Genomic DNA, 17161 nt, shown 5'->3' with positions numbered 1-17161 from the left:
TGTATAAAGGAATCAACAATTATATTTAGTATATGACAAATCTGGTTTTAATGATATAAAAGTAGACAGGGGCAAAAATACAAAAGAGGCTGAGTCCTAAAACAGCCTCTTTCCTTCATCTATTTCCACCAATCATCAAACATTGAAGCAGGCACTTGGCGTTTGTGCTCAGACACCCTATAGCGTTTTTCGATCGCCTCGGCCACCTCGCTGGAGACGGCTTTTCCTTCAAGGTAATCGTCGATGTTTTCATACGTCAAGCCGAGCTCTGTTTCATCGGCCTGCTGAGGTTTTTCATCAAGCAAATCGGCTGTCGGTGATTTCGTATAAAGCCGCTCAGGCGCGCCGAGCTCCTCAAGCAGGCTGCGGCCTTGGCGTTTTGTCAGCCCTGTCAGCGGCAAAAGATCGGCGCCTCCGTCTCCATACTTGGTGAAAAAGCCTGTAACAGCTTCTGCCGCATGATCGGTTCCGATTACCAATAACTGATGCTGTCCGCCTATTGCGTATTGTGCAATCATCCGCACCCGTGCTTTCACATTGCCTTTATGAAAATCGGCAAGCGTTTCTCCTGTAACAGACTTAAATTGCGAAACAAAAGCGCTGACCGTTGACGCAATGTCAAAGGCAAGCGACTTGTCCGGCTGAATAAACGTCAGCGCCAGCTGGGCATCATCCTCATCCTGCTGAACGCCGTGCGGCAGACGGACCGCCGTAAATTCAGCCTGAACCCCTTCAGCTCTCAATTCTTCCACAGCCAGCTGAGCAAGCCTGCCCGCAAGTGAAGAATCCTGTCCTCCGCTTATCCCTAAAACAAAGCCTTTAGCTCCGGTTTTTTTCAAATAGCTTTTTAAAAAGCCGACCCGCTTTTCTATTTCCTGTTTTGGATCGATAGAAGGCTTTACATTCAGTTCATTGATAATTTTTTCCTGCAAAGACATCTTCATTTCCTCCTTATGCCTGATGAACCGTTTCTTACTATGTATTAACTATAGCATATGTTTCGTTTTGAAGTGAATATCAACGCACGTCCCATGCCGCTTTCAGACTGCAGATACGCATAAAAATGAGAGCCCGCTGGCAAAATAACGATGACATCAGAGGGGTTGAAATTATGAAGCGACAAGCGAAAAAAGGAGATTTAAAATGGTGGCAGCTGTCATTAATCGGTATCGGCTGCACGATAGGAACGGGGTTTTTTCTAGGATCAAGCATCGCCATAAAAAAAAGCGGCTTTTCGGTTTTAGCCGCCTTTCTTCTTGCTGCCCTCGGAACTTTTCTCGTCTTTCAGCAACTGGCAAAGCTGACAGCCGACCACCCTGTTGAGGGGTCTTTTTGTTCCTATGCAAGGGAAGCGTTTGGGAACTGGGCCGGTTTTAGCAATGGCTGGGTCTACTGGTCATCTGAAATGCTGATTATCGGAAGCCAATTGACCGCGATCTCACTGTTTACGCGCCATTGGTTTGACCAGACCCCGCTGTGGGTGTTTGCATCGATTTATGCCATTCTCGGGTTGATCGTGATTTTCACCGGCCGCAGCAGCTTTGAAAAAACAGAAAACATATTGGCGGTCCTGAAAACGGCGGCCATTGTCATGTTTATCATTATCGCAATTCTGGCATTATGCGGCGTTCTCCCCGGGAAAACTCCCGATGCGCAGGTTCCCGACCGGATTCAGGAGCTGTTCCCTTTCGGCTTCATGGGATTATGGACGGGATTAATCTATACGTTTTACGCCTATGGCGGAATTGAAGTCATGGGGTTGATGGCGATTCATTTAAAAGATCCGAAAGACTCCGCGAAATCGGGCAGCCTGATGCTGATAACACTTGCTGCATTTTACGTCGTGTCGATCGGTCTGGCCATGCTGCTCGTTCCTCATGGGGCATTTACTGAACAAAACAGTCCGTTTATTACTTCATTAAAAGATTTTCATCTTGATTTGATCATGGACATTTTCAACGGGATTTTCATCATCGCCGGGTTTTCTACCTTGACCGCCTCCTTGTTTGCTGTCACAACATTGATGGGAACAATGGCGAAAAACGGTGATGCACCGGCGTGTTTTGCCAAAAAAGAAAAAGCAAAAGTGTCATGGCCGGCACTGGGACTGACAGTACTCGTTCTTGCTGTCTCCATCATTTTATCGCTTCTGCTTCCGAAAGCGCTTTACGAACACATGACAACCGCTGCCAGTCTGATGCTCCTTTACAATTGGATGTTTATCTTATTCTCAAGCAAAAAACTGACGAAACCGAAGCTAAAAGGAAATATTCAAATCACAACGGCGCTTGTTTTGATTTTATTTGCCGTTTCCGGTACGTTATTTGAAAAAAACAGCAGACCGGGCTTTTTTGTCAGCCTGCTGTTTCTCGCCATTATCGCACTTGTGACGCTGCTGATGAAAAAGAAATGGGCTGCTCAGCAAGAACAAAAGGAGCCATGATCCGGTGTCAGTCCGCTGGCTGCATCAGTTCATGAACTCCTTGGTAACCGAAATAACAGCCGAAAACGATTAATGTGACCCCCGCGATCCATGTCGTCGCCTGAATCATTCTCGGACTTAAAAACGTTCTGAATGTCCCGGCCAGAAAAGACATCGCCAAATCCCACAAAAAAAGGCCGATTAAGATGCCTGAACTGCATATCAGGAGCTGATAGGATTCATAGGCTTCAATCGTCTTCGCCAGGATGCTGCCGTAGATGCCGAGCCAAAACATGATGCTGAGAGGGTTTGAAAGCGAGATCACCAGGCCGGAGAAGAAAGATTTACGGTACGCCTCCTTCCCTTTACCCTCTCTCATGAGCGATACTTCCTTTGCCTTGACCAGACTCTCGATTCCTGTATAGGTTAAAACAAAAAAACCAAACAGCCATAAAAACGTTTTTAAAAATGGCGCCGTCAGAAACTGCGCGACCCCAAAATAAATCAGCGCCATATACAAGACATCAGCCGTAACAGCGCCGAGTCCAAAAAGCCAGGCGTGGAAAAAACCGCCTTTCATTCCTCTGTCAATCTGCGCCGCATTCACCGGACCGACCGGTGCGGCCAAAGACAGACCCAAAAAGACATAGCTGAGAAAAATGTTCAACACACCGCGTTCCCCCTTCGCGATAACTTGTACAAATGTATTCAAAAAGGGGCCCGGATAGAACAACCTGTTAGAAGACAGCTTCAGCAAAAAAGCCTTTTCCCGTTAGAGAAAAAGGCTTTTTCTTTATATTCCAAGCTTGGAGAGGACAAACGTCCAAATACATATGATAAGAAGCAGGATGAGACTGTATTTGACGGTTTGACTGAATAATTTTGATTCTTGTCCCGTCTCTTGAACGGCGGCTGTTGCTATCGCAATCGACTGTGGCGAGATCAGCTTGGCCATTACGCCGCCCGCGGTATTCGCGGCGAGCAGCAATGCGGAACTTGTCCCGATTTGGGCTCCGGTGACTGCCTGCAAATGGCCGAACAGCGCGTTGTTGCTGACAACAGAACCGGTTATGAATACGCCGATCCAGCCCAATACGGGGCTGACGAACGGAAAGATATCGCCGGCTTTTGCAAGCGCCAAGCCGATGGAAGAACTAAGTCCTGCATAGTTTGCCAAGTTGGCAAAGCCCATGACGAAGCAAATGGTGAGAATGGGAATCCATAATTCCCGGCCCGTTTCCTTCAAACAGGAGATGCCGCCGCGGAAATTGATGTTTCGGCTCAGCAGAATCGTGACGATCGCGGCGAGCAGAATGGCCGTTCCCGTTGCTGAAACCAAATCAAGTTTCAGCACGGCATCAAGCGGTGCCGCTTCAGGAGAAATCGGCGGTGTTTTCAACACTTCCTGATGAAGGAAAGGGATTTTGTATAAGATCGTTGTTTTCTGAAGCAAACCGCCTTCCTGAAAGAGCCCTTTAAAAACCGGCAGGCTCCATAGGGCAATCACGCCTGTCAAGATATAAAACGGCGACCAGGCTTTGATGATGTCTGCTGCACTGTATCTCTCAGCCGACTCCTGTTCATTACCCGCTTCCCTGTATATATGGCGCGGCTGCCATTTTCTGAGGAACAGCGCCAAAGCGCCCATGCTGATTAAAGCAGCTAAAATGTTGGCAAGCTCCGGCCCAAGAGCAATCATTGTAAATGCCTGGACGGCCGTATAGCTTCCGCTCAAGACTAGAAGGGCCGGCAGCGTTTCTCTTATTCCTTTGAACCCGTCCAAAATGAAAACGAGCAGGAAAGGAACGGCAAAGGCGATGACCGGAAGCATCCAGGCCAATGTCCTGGAAAGTTCAAGCGGTGTCAAACCTCCCATTTGCGCCCCTGTAATAACAGGAATACCGATCGCTCCAAAAGCGCCGGAAGCCGCATTTGCGATTAAACAGAGGGATGCCGCTTTCAACGGTTTAAAACCAAGCTCGACAAGCAGAACGGCACTGATCGCTATCGGCACCCCGAAACCCGCCGCACCTTCCAAAAAGGCGTTAAAACTGAAACCGATAAGCAGCAGCTGAAGCCGCTGATCGGACGAAATACCGGCAATGCTCGCTCTGATCACTTTAAACTTCCCTGTTTTAACAGATATTTTATAGAGCCATACAGCCATCAGCACAATATATCCGATCGGCCACAGACCGTTTGCTATCCCCAGAAAAACAGCGGAGACAGCTTTAGCGGCCGGCATGTGAAAAAAGAACACGGATACGAGAAAGCTGACCGCAAGCGTTAAAAAGGCGGAAATAATTCCCTTCATTTTCAATACGGTCAGCGCAAGCAGAAAGAAAAGAATCGGCAGAATGGCGACAAAAGCACTAATAAATTCATTCCCAAACGGATCGTATATCTGCTGCCACATTGTCATCATCTCTCTATCTTTATAGTGTTCATTAGGTTACGCTTTCGGTCCAAAATGCGGTTCTAAGATCTCTTTTAACACGCCTGCACTATGCTTGAACTGCTCTTTTTCTTTTTCATTCAGATCAAGCTCAATGATTTTCTTTGCTCCGTCTCGGCTGACGACTGCCGGAACTCCGATATAAACGTCTTCTTCGCCGAATTCGCCGTCAAGATGGGCGCTGACGGTTAAGATCGCTTCTTCGTTGCGGTAGATGGCTTTCGTGATACGCGCCAGGCTCATGGCAACTCCGTAATATGTCGCACCTTTTTTCTCGATAATGTGGTAAGCTGCATTTTTCACATTGTCAAACAGTTCATCAAGATCTTCCGCTTTGTAGTTCTCATTCTTTTTCAGCAAATCGCTGACGGGTACTCCGCCGATATTCGCATGGCTCCAGACAGGCAGCTCCGTATCCCCGTGTTCACCGATGATATAGCCGTGCGCATTATGGGCAGCGACACCGAAATATTCGCTGAGCAAGTAGCGGAAACGTGCAGTGTCAAGAGTCGTACCGCTTCCGATCACGCGCTCTTTCGGAAGGCCGCTGAACTTCCATGTGGCATAAGTGAGGATGTCGACCGGATTTGTAGCAACTAAGAAAATACCGTCAAATCCGCTGGCCATGACCTCTCCGATGATTCCTTTAAAAATCCTCAGATTTTTTTCGACTAAATCCAGGCGGGTTTCACCGGGCTTTTGGTTTGCTCCTGCGCAAACGCAGACAATATCGGCGTCCTTGCAATCTTCATACGTGCCGTACCAAGTTTTCACAGGATGCGGCGCAAATGCTTTCCCGTGGTTTAAGTCCATAACATCGCCCATTGCTTTGTCTTTATTTAAATCAATGATCACAAGTTCGTCTGTGATTCCTTGGTTAATTAACGTAAACGCATAACTGCTTCCAACAAATCCAGCACCGATTAAAACTGTACGATTGACTTTTTGGTTTGCCATTTTTCATCATCCTTTGCCGTTAGTTTTAATTCTAAGTTGTTTGTGAAGTATTTCACATTCATATTGTGCAATATTTCACATACTTTTTCAAGAGTTATGCATTTATATTTTTGTCTTTTTTGTGTCTCCACTTATTTCTTCCCTAAATTTGTGCATTTATTGGTAAAAATATACCTTATCGTTGTATAAAAAAGCCAAAAATTATAAAATTCATCCATGGAAATCCATTAGGGAGAAAGTAGGGAGAATGGTAATGTCTCAGACGGTGAATGGTTTTATTAAAAACAGATCCTTTCTTGCGCTATGGCTCGGACAGGCTGTCTCAGAGCTTGGCGGCGCGATTGGAGCCCTTTCCAATTCTTTGCTTGTATATGAATTGACGGGTTCTAAGCTTGCCATGAGCAGTTTCTGGCTCGTTTATTTTATTCCCTCTCTTGCCTTGCAGCTGATCATCGGCCCTTTTATAGACCGATGGAGCAGAAAAAACATCATGCTGTTCTCCCAGCTGACACGGGCCTTCGTATTTCTCTTCCCGATCTTAATGATTTTTTGCGGAAATCTTGAATTTTGGAACCTGCTGCTGCTGCAGGCGGTGATTGGGCTCATTCAGCCTCTCTATGCTCCGGCCGGCACGGCCGTGATCCCGACCATTGTGAAAGAGAAACAGCTCATACAAGCCAATGCTTATATCGATGGAACGCTGCGTCTCATGGGGTTTATCGCGCCTCCGATTGGGGGTTTTTTGGCCGCATGGCTAGGCCCGGAAGAAACGCTCGCTGCCGCTTCATTGTTTTTCTTTTTGAGCGCTGGCTTCCTTTTCACTCTTAAAGAAAAACGGCCGGAATACAAAGAAGAAAGACAAAGCTGGCTGGAGCAATTATCAGGGGGAATCCGGTATTTCTTTAGGCAGCGGCTGCTCGCCTGGCTCGGCATTTTTCTCGCCTTTGTCCAATTCGGCGTCGGCGTCACAATGGTTCTGAACGTCCCGTATATAGTAGATGAGCTTGGCGGCAGTGAACTGGACTATGGATATTTTATGGCTGCATTCCCGCTCGGCTATTTCGCTGGCTCGATGGCCGCCGGAAAGCTTGGCTGCTTGACAAGCCGGCGCCTGATGATGCTCGGCGCTCTGGCTGCCGGAGGGGTTTCCTACATTTTCTTAAGCTTTGCCTCGGCCATTTGGGCAGCCATTCTGATTGAAGCCGCCGCAGGGGTTTTTATTCCCTTTTTCAATGTTCACAATACATCCCTGTACCAAAAAAAGGTTCCCCGCCGCCTTTTGGGAAATATACTTTCCGTCCGCCTTTTCATCAACCGCGGTGCCATGATGATCGGCGTTTTAATTGGAGGAAGGTTCAGTGAAGTATTCGGAATACGCCCGATGTTTTTCATGATCGGCGCAATCATTTGTATAGCAGGATGCCTCGGTATTCTCCTGCCTTACTTTAAATTCTTGAATGATGACTCATCACCCGCTCAACATTCCAAAACAGACACTGCGGTTCAATATTAATATTTTAAATATTCAATCTTTTAGTTTGTAAGTAAAGCTGACAAAAATACTGCCAACCCCATTTTATTTTGTCATGATAAGTTCTAGAATCTATCGGATGGGGAGTGTTGCAATTGAAATTGGCGGATTTGAGGAAAAGCGGGCATGCGCCTTCCTTGTTGTCTTCTTTTTTATATTTCGACGTCAGCTTTATGATTTGGGTTTTGCTTGGGGCGCTTGGTGTTTATATCACGGCGGATTTTGATTTATCACCTTCACAGGTTGGATTGATTGTCGCTATTCCTACGTTGGCCGGGTCTGTTTTCCGCATTGTTTTAGGCATTTTAACCGACCGTTTTGGTCCGAAGAAGACGGCCATCGGCGGAATGCTGGTGACGATGATCCCGCTGATATGGGGATGGCAGTTCGGATCAACTGTCGGCGAACTGTATGTTATCGGGATTTTATTAGGAGTTGCCGGAGCAAGTTTTTCCGCTTCTCTGCCAATGGCGAGCCGCTGGTATCCGCCGCATTTGCAGGGTCTTGCTATGGGTATAGCCGGTGCGGGAAACAGCGGAACACTGCTTGCCACGCTGTTCGGCCCGCGTATTGCGGAGCATGCGGGCTGGAACGGTGTGATGGGATTGGCGCTGATTCCATTGACGCTCGTTTTTATCAGCTATTTCCTGATGGCGAAAGAGCCTCCGAATCAGCCTAAGCCAAAACCGATTAAAGAATATTTTGCTGTCTTTAAAGAAAGGGACACTTGGTATTTTTGCCTTCTCTACAGTGTGACATTCGGGGGATTTGTCGGCCTGTCAAACTTTTTAAGCTACTTTTTCGCATCCCAGTATTCCGTCCCTGCGGTCAGAGCCGGCGAATTTGTAACGCTTGTGGTCGCATCCGGAAGCTGCCTCCGCCCTGTCGGCGGATGGATTGCCGATAAAATTGGCGGTGTGCGCTTGCTCCAATTTTTGTTTGTCGGTGTGGCTCTTTGCATGTGCTCCGTCAGCATGCTCCCGTCGCTCGGGGTTGTCACGGCTGCATTGTTTATCGGGATGGGCTGCCTCGGCATGGGGAATGGCGCGATATTCCAACTTGTGCCCCAGCGCTTTCAAAAAGAAATCGGAATGGTGACCGGGATCGTTGGTGCTGCCGGGGGAATCGGCGGATTCTTTCTCCCGAATATTCTTGGAACGCTAAAGCAAATAACCGGCACTTATTCAAGCGGATTCCTCACCTTTTCCGGCATCGCTTTTTTAGCCCTGGGGCTGCTTTTACTCGCTCAGGCCGGATGGAAAAAACAATGGAAAGCCGCGGAGAAATCAATCAGAATTTAGAAAGGGCTGCCTCAAAAGCCCCCTAAAATATAAAAGCTGGTGAACCGTTCAAGACGGCCCATCAGCTTTTTGTATTTGGTCGTTCTTTCGTGCGGCAATTCACCGCCGCTCGTTTCCTCAAGGTGTGAGACTGAAGCCGGTGGTCATTTTTCAGTGCCGCAAAGAAGGCTTAGTTGTATATATTGTTGGCGTAAGGCAGGGTGATCCCCGCGTCCTCCCGTGCATCTGACGCCGCAGGGCGCGGAGGGAATCTAGAAAAGGTTTGTCAAATTCGAATACCAAATATTAAACCATATCATATTGTCTGTATAAAGAAGGACACCGATGATAATCATGATGGCGCCGCCCGCTTTCATCAGCATATTCGAGTATTTCATGAACGGCTTTATTTTTCCGATAAAAAAAGCCATCAGCAAAAAAGGAACCGCAAATCCCAATGAATAGGCGGTCACCGTCATAAAGGTGTAAGCGGGATTGGGGTTTTCAAAATTTGCATATGCAATCGTGCCAAAAATAGGGCCGATGCAAGGCGTCCATCCTGCGGCAAAGATCACCCCCACCACCATCGAATTGAATAGGCCTATTTTTCCTTTTCTAAATGAAAACCGCCGTTCTTTCAACATGAATGCAGGGCGAAAAACCCCAAGTAAAAACAGCCCCATGACAACGATAAAAATTCCGCCCAGCATCCGGATCAAATTGTGGTACTTCACAAATAGCAGTCCGATTGAGCTGGCCGAGAAACCCAGTATGTAAAAGATAACGGAAAACCCAACCAAAAAAGATGCTGCATGAATCATCACGGATTGATTCATATGTTTTGAGTTTTGATGTTTCAAATCGCTGACTGAAATCCCGGTAATGTAAGAAATAAAAGAAGGATACAAAGGCAGGCAGCACGGAGAAATAAACGACAAGAAACCGCCGCCGAACGCCAACCACCATGTGACCATGATTTCCACCCGCTTCATTTTTATATATTTTTTTCCATATCACTCTCATTGTCCATCATAACATAAAAAACTGCTCCCCTCATGCCGAGATTTTCTTCATTTCTATGAACATATCTGAAATGAAAAAGCCGCCCGAGGGCGGCTCACTTTCCGCATTAACCGTTCAATGCGGTTTTTTTTATATTGTTCTGAAGCTCAAGAATACGTTTTGATCCTTCCTCGCGCAGACGTTTGTTTTCTTCTTCGATCTGCTTGGTTTCCTGCATCCCCTTGACAATCGTATTCCAAGATTGTTCGATTGTTTCAATATCGATGCTAGGTCTGCCTGACATTCTGGCAATCTCGACGGACTGGCTGGAAATGTTCTCGGCATTTCGTTTCAGCATTTCGTTTGTACGGCGGTCGAGTTCGCTCATTGAATCAGCGACAAGCTTCTGGCGCTTGGCGGTAACAGCCTGGATGATGCCGTTTTTGAAGATCGGAATCGTGATGATGAAAGCGGAGTTGATTTTTCCGATCAGCTTTGTGTTTCCTCGCTGAAGCAGGCGGATTTGCGGTGCTGTTTGGATCGCAACCATCCGCGCCATGTCTAGATCATACACTCGTTCTTCCAATGCCTGAATGCCGTTACGAAGCGTGTCGAGCTCCATCTGCGCCATTTGGTTGCCGCTGGCCGCTTTCGCCTCATAATCAGGGATCAGCTGCTGCAATTCTTCTATTTTCATTTGGCCGGCCACGACATATTTTTCTAGTTCCACATAGTAGTTGAGATTGCTCTCGTACATTTCATCGAGCGTTACTGTCGATTTTGTCATTTCATCTTTATACTTGGAAATTTCGACATTGATTTTTTCAATTTCACCGCCGAGTGTTTGATATTTTTTAAATATCTTCTCGATTAAGCTGTTGCCGCGCTTGAAGAATTTAGACAGAAGGCCCTTCTGTTCTTCAAAATCGTTTTTGTCAAAGCGGTCCATGATTTTGCCGAGCTGGGTCAGCATGGCTCCAGAATCTGTGACACTGTTCGTTCTCATCATTGAGAGAATGCGGTCGGAGAATTTGGAAATTTCAAGAGCAGGTTCCTTTCCGAATTCTAAAAGCGCCACTTGATTTTTCGCGTCAATCTGCTGGGCAAGGCTTTGCACTTCAGGTTCCTGGCGCAGTTTGACACGTATATCCTCCGCTTTTTCAACCGTGATTTCTTCCTCTTTATTGATGTTGACGATGTTTGTTTCATTCGTATTTGCCATCTGGATGGCCCCCTTATTTAAAAGATTTTATTGATGAACTTTCGTACGATTGACGGCTCCTTGAACTCCTGATTGAATGACATTTCATCAAGCCAGTGAGTATCAAACTGCTGATCATCAATATAGTGGTCGATGCATTTATGACCCGGAGGATTATAAACGATGATATCGATGCCGATTTCATTTAATAAAAGCAGAGCCGCAGCATCCGACCGCGATAATGCGCCTGTCTGTTCGGTATGATACAAGATCAGTTTCGGCACTGTCTGTGAATAGTCAAAAGTCTGAATCAGGTTCACAAGCTCCGGCGGAAGGCATACTGCCTGTGTAAACAGATACAGCTGCACATCCGCTTCTTTTTCATTGTTTAATGCCAAAAGACTCGGGTTTTTGCACATCCGTGAAACGGCTTGGGCTATGCCGCGCTGAACGCCCTCAGGCAAATGCTTGTAGCGCCAGACATTGCTTTCCATCAACCGGCCGGGATCGATCCCGCCTGTTTGATCAAGAGCATGGCCGTAATGGAACTGATAATTCGACTTCTCTTCACTTGTAAACGGAAAGCGCCGGATCGTATAAGACTCCTTATACTCCGTCAATGTCTGCAAACGGTCCCAGTACTCTTTCTCATTGCCGGAGACACCCATGACCATCGCAAACAAGTTAGGAATGTCCACTGTTGATTTGGACGCCTGAAAATTCGGCCTGATAAAAGCGCGCTCTTTTGCGATTAAAAACAGCTCATCATAGGTAGTTTTCAGTGTGACGGAAACCGGAGTGTGCTCCCTGAATTGCCACGGTTTATACATCAGGGAATCTTCATTGTGCAGCACAGTGTCCAATTCCTTTGTTGAGCGGTAAGCCACCGTTGATTTGCGCTGCGGTTTTTCTGTCGGAAACGGCTCGAGTGCGGAGGTTCCCGGATAAGAGTAGACAAAAGAAAGCTTTTGATCCGGATCGATTTCCTGAAATGAATCCTTTCCCTCCGGATGAAAAATCAGCACATCACACCCGACGAGCATCAAGTAGTATAAAAAATACCTTTGGCTTTTTGTTGTATCCCCGTACCAAATCACTTTCGGCATGTCATTTTCAATATCGGCCTCTTTCAGCCACTTCTCAAGATGATTGCCCATCCATTTGACAAGATCAAGAAGAACCCGGCGAAAGTCAGGATCGTTAAAACCCGTTTCATGGGAAGACTGAAACGTCTGCAGCACTTCGATAAGCGACTTCCTTAAATGCCGGTGCATGGCGGGATTGGGATGCTTGACGATAAGCTGCTCTCCGTCAAGAAAAGCGACAAACCGATTGACGGAAAGCCCTTTTTCTTTCTGATTGATCATATGGATTTGCTGTATGGCCTGAAACCTTTCCGGAGCAATTGTCTTCTCAAGCGTCTCGCTCAAAACATGAAAATCGTCTGACACATACAGCTCATGCAAATGGATATAGTAATCTGTTTCATCATGCGGCGTCCCGAGAATCCGCCCAGCCACACGGCTGAACGTCAGTCGATCGCCTTTTTCATAAGGGGTTCTTTCTGATAGCGGCTTATGGACGATCTGCTTCCATTCATCATCATTAACCTGTGCGTTTTGAATGTTCACATCATGATTCATAGCGCTCAGCCGTCCCCCCTTTCTTCATTTGGGTTTCATTTTCCCGTCCAAAAACGGCGCACATGCCGGCTCTGGTCACAGCATAGGTTGTCCCAAACTTTCTGATTGTTCCTACAGGAAAATCGTGTACTCTTTTGCGGAGCGTTGACGAGTCAATTCCCCATTCTTCACAAGCTTGCTGGGAACTGAGAATGTCGCGGCTGCTGAGATCAATTATTTTAATCATGACTGATCATCCTAAAATATTGTTTGTTTTCTTTGGCTTGAAGGAATCAGGAGGTTAACAATATGTTCCGTTATATCGTCTGCTGCATTCATGCCCAGCCGGACTGTTGCATTGAGATCGGGATGATGTTGCAGCACTTCTCCGTGGGCGGGAGAAACACCGTAATCAGCCTGCGCGATCAAATCAAAATCAAGCAGCGAATCCCCAGCCGCATATACTTCGTCAATGTTCAGCCGGTTTTTTAAATAATCAACCGCTCTCCATTTATTCAGCGGCTCTGGAATAAAATAAAGCTTTCTCCCTTGCAGAGATGCCTGCCATCCTTTATCAGCCGCCCATGCTTTTGCGGCAGAGGCATTGATCTTGCCCACATTTTCTTCACTGAAAATCAAATATACAAAATAGTGGTGTGCCGTCCTGACTCTTTCTGCCAGCTGTGACAACGGAAGCTTGGCGATTTCCTCCAGCATGTCCTTGATCGGCATGCAGGATTGAAGCTGCCCATCGATGAAGCTGGACCATTCCCTGATTGGACTGCCGTTTTTTAAAATGCAGCCTCCATTCGTTGTAATCGCGTATTCAGGAATCACGGCCTCTTGAAAAAAGGTGATTCTCTTGTATTGCTCCGTCGTCCGGGTCGTGACTGGAATAAACAGCATTTCTTCATGGATCTTGCGAAGGTTCTCCCTCGTCTTCTCCGAAATAAAGGAAATCTCTCTGCCGTCAAGCGTTTCGATCAGCTGGCAGCCGGCCTCTCCCCCATAGGTGTCGATCATTTTTTTTGAATAAATCAGTGTTCTGTCTAAATCACTCGCGAAAGCTTTCATTTGTCCCTCCCGACCGGACGTATCAATCCGCAGCAGCTGTATGACATATCCGTGTATTCTTCCACCAGGACGCCCCTGTCTTCGGCAAGAAGCAAGATGTGTTTCAGCCGTTTTTCTGAACCGGGCTTGATTAAAATTTTCCAAGGCACTCTGCGCAGCAGGACACGCGTTGTCTCACCAACACCGGGTTTAATGAGATGCGTGTTATCAATGCCAAACTCTTTTTGAATGCTGTTGATTGACGCCAGTCCGCGCCAATCCGGTTCCTCCCTGTCCTCCATCAGCACGGCTGCCGTTTCCGCGGCCGTTTTTTCTACTGCGGGAAACTCGGCGGCAATTGCATCGACATAGAGATTTGATACATCTTCCTCAAGCAGATCAGCATAATATTTTGCTCCGTGGAAATCGTCTTTTCCAATCCATTTTTCATTTAACACGGTTCTGCTGACAAGACCGGATACCGTGGAATTCAAGCAGGCGCTCGGAATAAGAAAATCTTCCCTCGTTCCAAATAACGATGAGCAGTATCCCGGATCTGCCAGGACCGCCAGCTCAGAAGAAAGCGCTGTTCCGTATTTATTATTAAAATCGGAAACAGCCCTCGTTAATTCTTTTGTAATCGCGCCTTTTCCCGTCCAGCCGTCAATAAATGCAACCGAATCTCCGGGGTGGCGCCTAAGGATATAGTGCAGCGCATTCTCGTCAATTCCTCTGTCGCGGATGATCGAAACGCTGTAGTGAGGGAGCGCTTTATGATGCTTATATTCAATATACCGCTTAATCAGCACGCCGATCGGCGTCCCGGCCCGCGCCAAACTGCACAGCACTGTATGTAATCCGCGCTTTTGAACAATTTGTTCAGCGACAATCGCGACAGCTTCGGCTACCTTTCGCTTGCTGTCTTCAAGCGACGCATAAAACAAATTCATATATTCGCCTGTCGGTTTATATTCAACAGGCAGCATTTCTGAATAATGTGTGCCGCTTTGAATCAGATTTTCCCTTTCCTTTGTGCTTTTTTCGATTGAAATGCCTGACAGGTCCTTTAGAAGAAAGGTCACATCAGATGCTGGATAGCTGCCCATCCTCACCGCTCTATCAGTCATGGCTATCACTTCCTTTGGAAAAAGTCGCAATGGTGACATTCTCTATGTTTCTATCGCTGCAAATCTCAAGGAGCGGCCGCAGCGACTTTTGTGTGACCGGCTTTTCAACAAACACAAACACTTCATCATAGCCCTGCTTTGGGAGATTATAGACAAAATGCTTCACAGCCTCATCTTCCGGATTTGGGAAGGAGTAGCCGTTCTTTACGGCATAGCGTTCTCTGTCAGACGGATGAATCGGGCTTCTCGTTGTTGATTGATAGGAAACATGTTCCCCCATAAAAGCCGCGATTTTCATCGGAAGATACATAAACTCGCCTGTCCCTAAACACAGCACGCGCTTCCCTTTTCGCATTGTATGAAGGCGGTTGCCCGCTTTCTGACAGGCCTTCCCGATATCCCGTCTATCATGTTGAGTGATGCCAAAACGGCCGGTCTCTTTCACAAATGAGGCTTCACCAGTCTTTTCTGCTGCATGCGGAAGCGCTGTGAAGTACTCACCAAGATCAATTTGGCGGACGGAAACGTTCTGTGCAGCGCCCTCCGGCTCATAATCATAGGATGATTGATCCAGCGTTGTTCCATGAAATGCGACAGCCCCGGACAGCAAAGCGGTCGTCGAGATGGTCACACCGAGCTCTGCTTCCGCTTTGCGAAACTCTTCTTTATGCGCCTCAGAGCGCCAGTCTAATAGAGAAAGAATTGCATACGCCTTCCGCGGGTGCTTTTTCTGGATATCTTTGATGATGTTCAGCGCCGTTTTTCCGGTTGTGATTTCATCGTCTACAAGAATCACAGGTCCCTCAGAGGCAAACACCGGCCCGTCTGTATAGCATCGCTGATCAACGGCGTGAGAATGTTCTTCTTCAAATACAAGCTCCGGATGAATGTCCTGCAAGGCCTCTCTTGTTGTATGAATAAACGCCGCGTCTTCAATACAGTCAAACACACCGTGCCCGAGCGCTGTCGCCGTTTCCGCAAACCCGATGACGATCGGAGATTCAGACAGCTGAATGCGCTGCTGTTTCAGAAGATCATAAGCCTTTTTCACACTCTCATGATCCTCCTCTAAAAGCCCTGCCGCCACTTCGGCTTTCACATCCATCACAGACCCGGAAGTTCTCTCGGCATGCTCCATCGCCAACAGCCCTGAGGCAAGCAGCGGCTTTAAAGGATGAACCGGTATGTGTTTGCCGAGGACTTTGCTGACAAACAAAAAGCCCCGCTTTTTATTGATTCTCGCCGCCATCTCGAACAACGCCTGGGGCGGGATAGAGAGCGGATTGTCAGCAATCGACAATTCAACTTCCATATGATCCAATATTCGAAATCGGTTTTTGTGCTGCAAGTATGTCCATGTAGCTGCGGTTTTCATGATACACCCCAAATATCTCTGACTTTAAAAGTATTTTTTTCGCCCAGCTCAAGTGCGGCTTGATTTCGTTCATCTTATTGGAAAAAGAGCTTTTCACAACACCGCGGGTGCCGTCAGCACTTTCGACAATACTTAAGGCGTCCAAGTACTCCTCAATTGAAATGACATGAAGGCTTTGCACCGCTCTTAAATGTGTCGGATGTATCACGGTTTTGCCGTGAATGCCGTTGGCGAGATCAAGACGTGTTTCATTGATCAGTCCGTCCATATATGCATTGAAACAATGCAGATCTCCACCTCTGCCTTTTGTCCAATACGAAGTCTGGCCCGTAAGAAGCGCATCGGTTTGGGCAGTGTCTTCAAAGTACTCCCATACAGGTCCGGATATTACAAACTGCAATCCGAAATAATTGATCATGTCTTTGATAAAATCAGCGATGACCATAATGCTGTATATCGGCGTATGCGGCTTCCTTCTCAACCCGTAGAGGCCGCACAGATCAGTAGCGCCGATCCGTATGTTCAGAATGACATCCTGATAAAAGACGAGCGTCGATTTCAATTCCTGCAATGCTTTTGTCCTTGTTTCCATCGCTAGTAAATCAGGCGTCTCAAAAATCGGCATTCCATATAAGGTGATGCCGGATTCTTTTGATAATTTTGATAACGTATCGAGATAGTGCTCAGCATTAAATGTTGAAAACTTAGGGAAAACAAACCCGGTAAACAAGTGCAGCGCCCGGCCCAGCTTATTGCCCAGTTCAAGCATTTGTTCAGGCTCCCGCACACGGATGAACATCAGCGGCAGAACATCGCTGTCCATTGTCCGCAGTTTTTGAGCCTGATAAATGATATCGGCCTGACTGACAAGATTGTTTTCAGCCTGAAGAACTTCACAGTCACCGATTGAATCTTCAAGACAAAAAACAACCGAGCAAAGTTCGGGATATTTTTGCTTAATGATCATGTCCGCAATATCTTTGCGGTTTCCCGGAACATAAAGCGTAGCTCCCAGCGCATACTCAAGTATGTGTTTCGGAGAATCTTTCGTCACCGGCTCCGGCTGTTTGAAAAAGACATGTTCTTTTTGAGAGGGGGATAAAAAATGAAAGTATTGCACACGGGTCACCTTCTTC

15 protein-coding genes are annotated in these 17161 nt (G+C 47.0%); 3 read left to right on the top strand and 12 right to left on the bottom strand.

Going from position 1 to position 17161, the window contains the following annotated elements; translation table 11 throughout:
* Positions 1-119 precede the first annotated feature (119 nt).
* Complete coding sequence (gene nadE, locus RBH91_RS02005) at positions 120-938, bottom strand: NAD(+) synthase (protein ID WP_076758155.1); 819 nt, start codon at positions 936-938, stop codon at positions 120-122.
* 173 nt (positions 939-1111) lie between these two features.
* Here nadE and RBH91_RS02000 point away from each other — a divergent pair, with 173 nt between their 5' ends.
* Positions 1112-2443, top strand: coding sequence for an amino acid permease (locus tag RBH91_RS02000; protein ID WP_076758152.1), 1332 nt, complete (start codon positions 1112-1114; stop codon positions 2441-2443).
* Positions 2444-2450: 7 nt separating this feature from the next.
* Here the strand turns inward: RBH91_RS02000 and RBH91_RS01995 are convergent, their stop codons facing one another.
* The 3 genes from RBH91_RS01995 to RBH91_RS01985 all read right to left on the bottom strand — a co-directional run bounded on the left by RBH91_RS01995 (position 2451) and on the right by RBH91_RS01985 (position 5834).
* Positions 2451-3089, bottom strand: coding sequence for a LysE family translocator (locus RBH91_RS01995; protein ID WP_307894621.1), 639 nt, complete (start codon positions 3087-3089; stop codon positions 2451-2453).
* Between the two features lie 126 nt (positions 3090-3215).
* On the bottom strand, positions 3216-4838 hold the full coding sequence (locus RBH91_RS01990; RefSeq protein ID WP_307893286.1) for an L-lactate permease: 1623 nt from the start codon (positions 4836-4838) through the stop codon (positions 3216-3218).
* 36 nt (positions 4839-4874) lie between these two features.
* Positions 4875-5834, bottom strand: a complete 960-nt coding sequence (locus tag RBH91_RS01985) for an L-lactate dehydrogenase (protein WP_307893285.1) — start codon at positions 5832-5834, stop codon at positions 4875-4877.
* Positions 5835-6099: 265 nt separating this feature from the next.
* Between RBH91_RS01985 and RBH91_RS01980 the strand changes: the two genes are divergently transcribed.
* The gene (locus RBH91_RS01980; RefSeq protein WP_307894620.1) at positions 6100-7347 is read left to right on the top strand and encodes an MFS transporter; all 1248 of its coding nucleotides are present in this window, start codon (positions 6100-6102) and stop codon (positions 7345-7347) included.
* Between the two features lie 113 nt (positions 7348-7460).
* Entirely contained in the window at positions 7461-8666 is a 1206-nt protein-coding gene (locus RBH91_RS01975; protein WP_307893284.1) for a nitrate/nitrite transporter, read from the top strand.
* A gap of 251 nt (positions 8667-8917) precedes the next feature.
* Here RBH91_RS01975 and RBH91_RS01970 read toward each other — a convergent pair whose 3' ends face one another.
* From RBH91_RS01970 to RBH91_RS01935, 8 genes are all read right to left on the bottom strand, one after another.
* A complete protein-coding gene (locus tag RBH91_RS01970; RefSeq protein ID WP_307893283.1) occupies positions 8918-9619 on the bottom strand; it encodes a cytochrome c biogenesis CcdA family protein in 702 nt (233 codons plus the stop codon).
* A gap of 155 nt (positions 9620-9774) precedes the next feature.
* Positions 9775-10869 carry a toxic anion resistance protein gene (locus RBH91_RS01965; protein WP_076758139.1) on the bottom strand — a complete coding sequence of 365 codons (1095 nt, stop codon included), beginning with the start codon at positions 10867-10869 and terminating at the stop codon, positions 9775-9777.
* 17 nt (positions 10870-10886) lie between these two features.
* On the bottom strand, positions 10887-12491 hold the full coding sequence (locus RBH91_RS01960; RefSeq protein WP_307893282.1) for a YceG family protein: 1605 nt from the start codon (positions 12489-12491) through the stop codon (positions 10887-10889).
* The gene (locus RBH91_RS01955; protein ID WP_076758132.1) at positions 12481-12717 is read right to left on the bottom strand and encodes a helix-turn-helix domain-containing protein; all 237 of its coding nucleotides are present in this window, start codon (positions 12715-12717) and stop codon (positions 12481-12483) included. Before RBH91_RS01955 ends, RBH91_RS01960 begins: the two co-directional genes overlap by 11 nt.
* Positions 12718-12728: 11 nt before the next feature.
* On the bottom strand, positions 12729-13544 hold the full coding sequence (locus RBH91_RS01950; protein WP_307893281.1) for an HAD family hydrolase: 816 nt from the start codon (positions 13542-13544) through the stop codon (positions 12729-12731).
* Complete coding sequence (locus RBH91_RS01945; RefSeq protein WP_307893280.1) at positions 13541-14650, bottom strand: cysteine protease StiP family protein; 1110 nt, start codon at positions 14648-14650, stop codon at positions 13541-13543. Before RBH91_RS01945 ends, RBH91_RS01950 begins: the two co-directional genes overlap by 4 nt.
* Positions 14643-15962: a phosphoribosyltransferase family protein gene (locus tag RBH91_RS01940; RefSeq protein ID WP_307894619.1), complete on the bottom strand. Its 1320-nt coding sequence runs from the start codon at positions 15960-15962 to the stop codon at positions 14643-14645. The genes RBH91_RS01945 and RBH91_RS01940 overlap by 8 nt, the downstream gene beginning before the upstream one ends.
* A complete protein-coding gene (locus tag RBH91_RS01935; RefSeq protein ID WP_307893279.1) occupies positions 15952-17145 on the bottom strand; it encodes an HpcH/HpaI aldolase/citrate lyase family protein in 1194 nt (397 codons plus the stop codon). The genes RBH91_RS01940 and RBH91_RS01935 overlap by 11 nt, the downstream gene beginning before the upstream one ends.
* Positions 17146-17161 lie beyond the last annotated feature (16 nt).

The sequence above is a fragment of the Bacillus swezeyi genome, from assembly GCF_030908325.1.
GTDB lineage: Bacteria > Bacillota > Bacilli > Bacillales > Bacillaceae > Bacillus > Bacillus swezeyi.
Note: the sequence above shows the minus strand (reverse complement) of the source record. Positions and strands in the feature narration are given on the sequence as shown.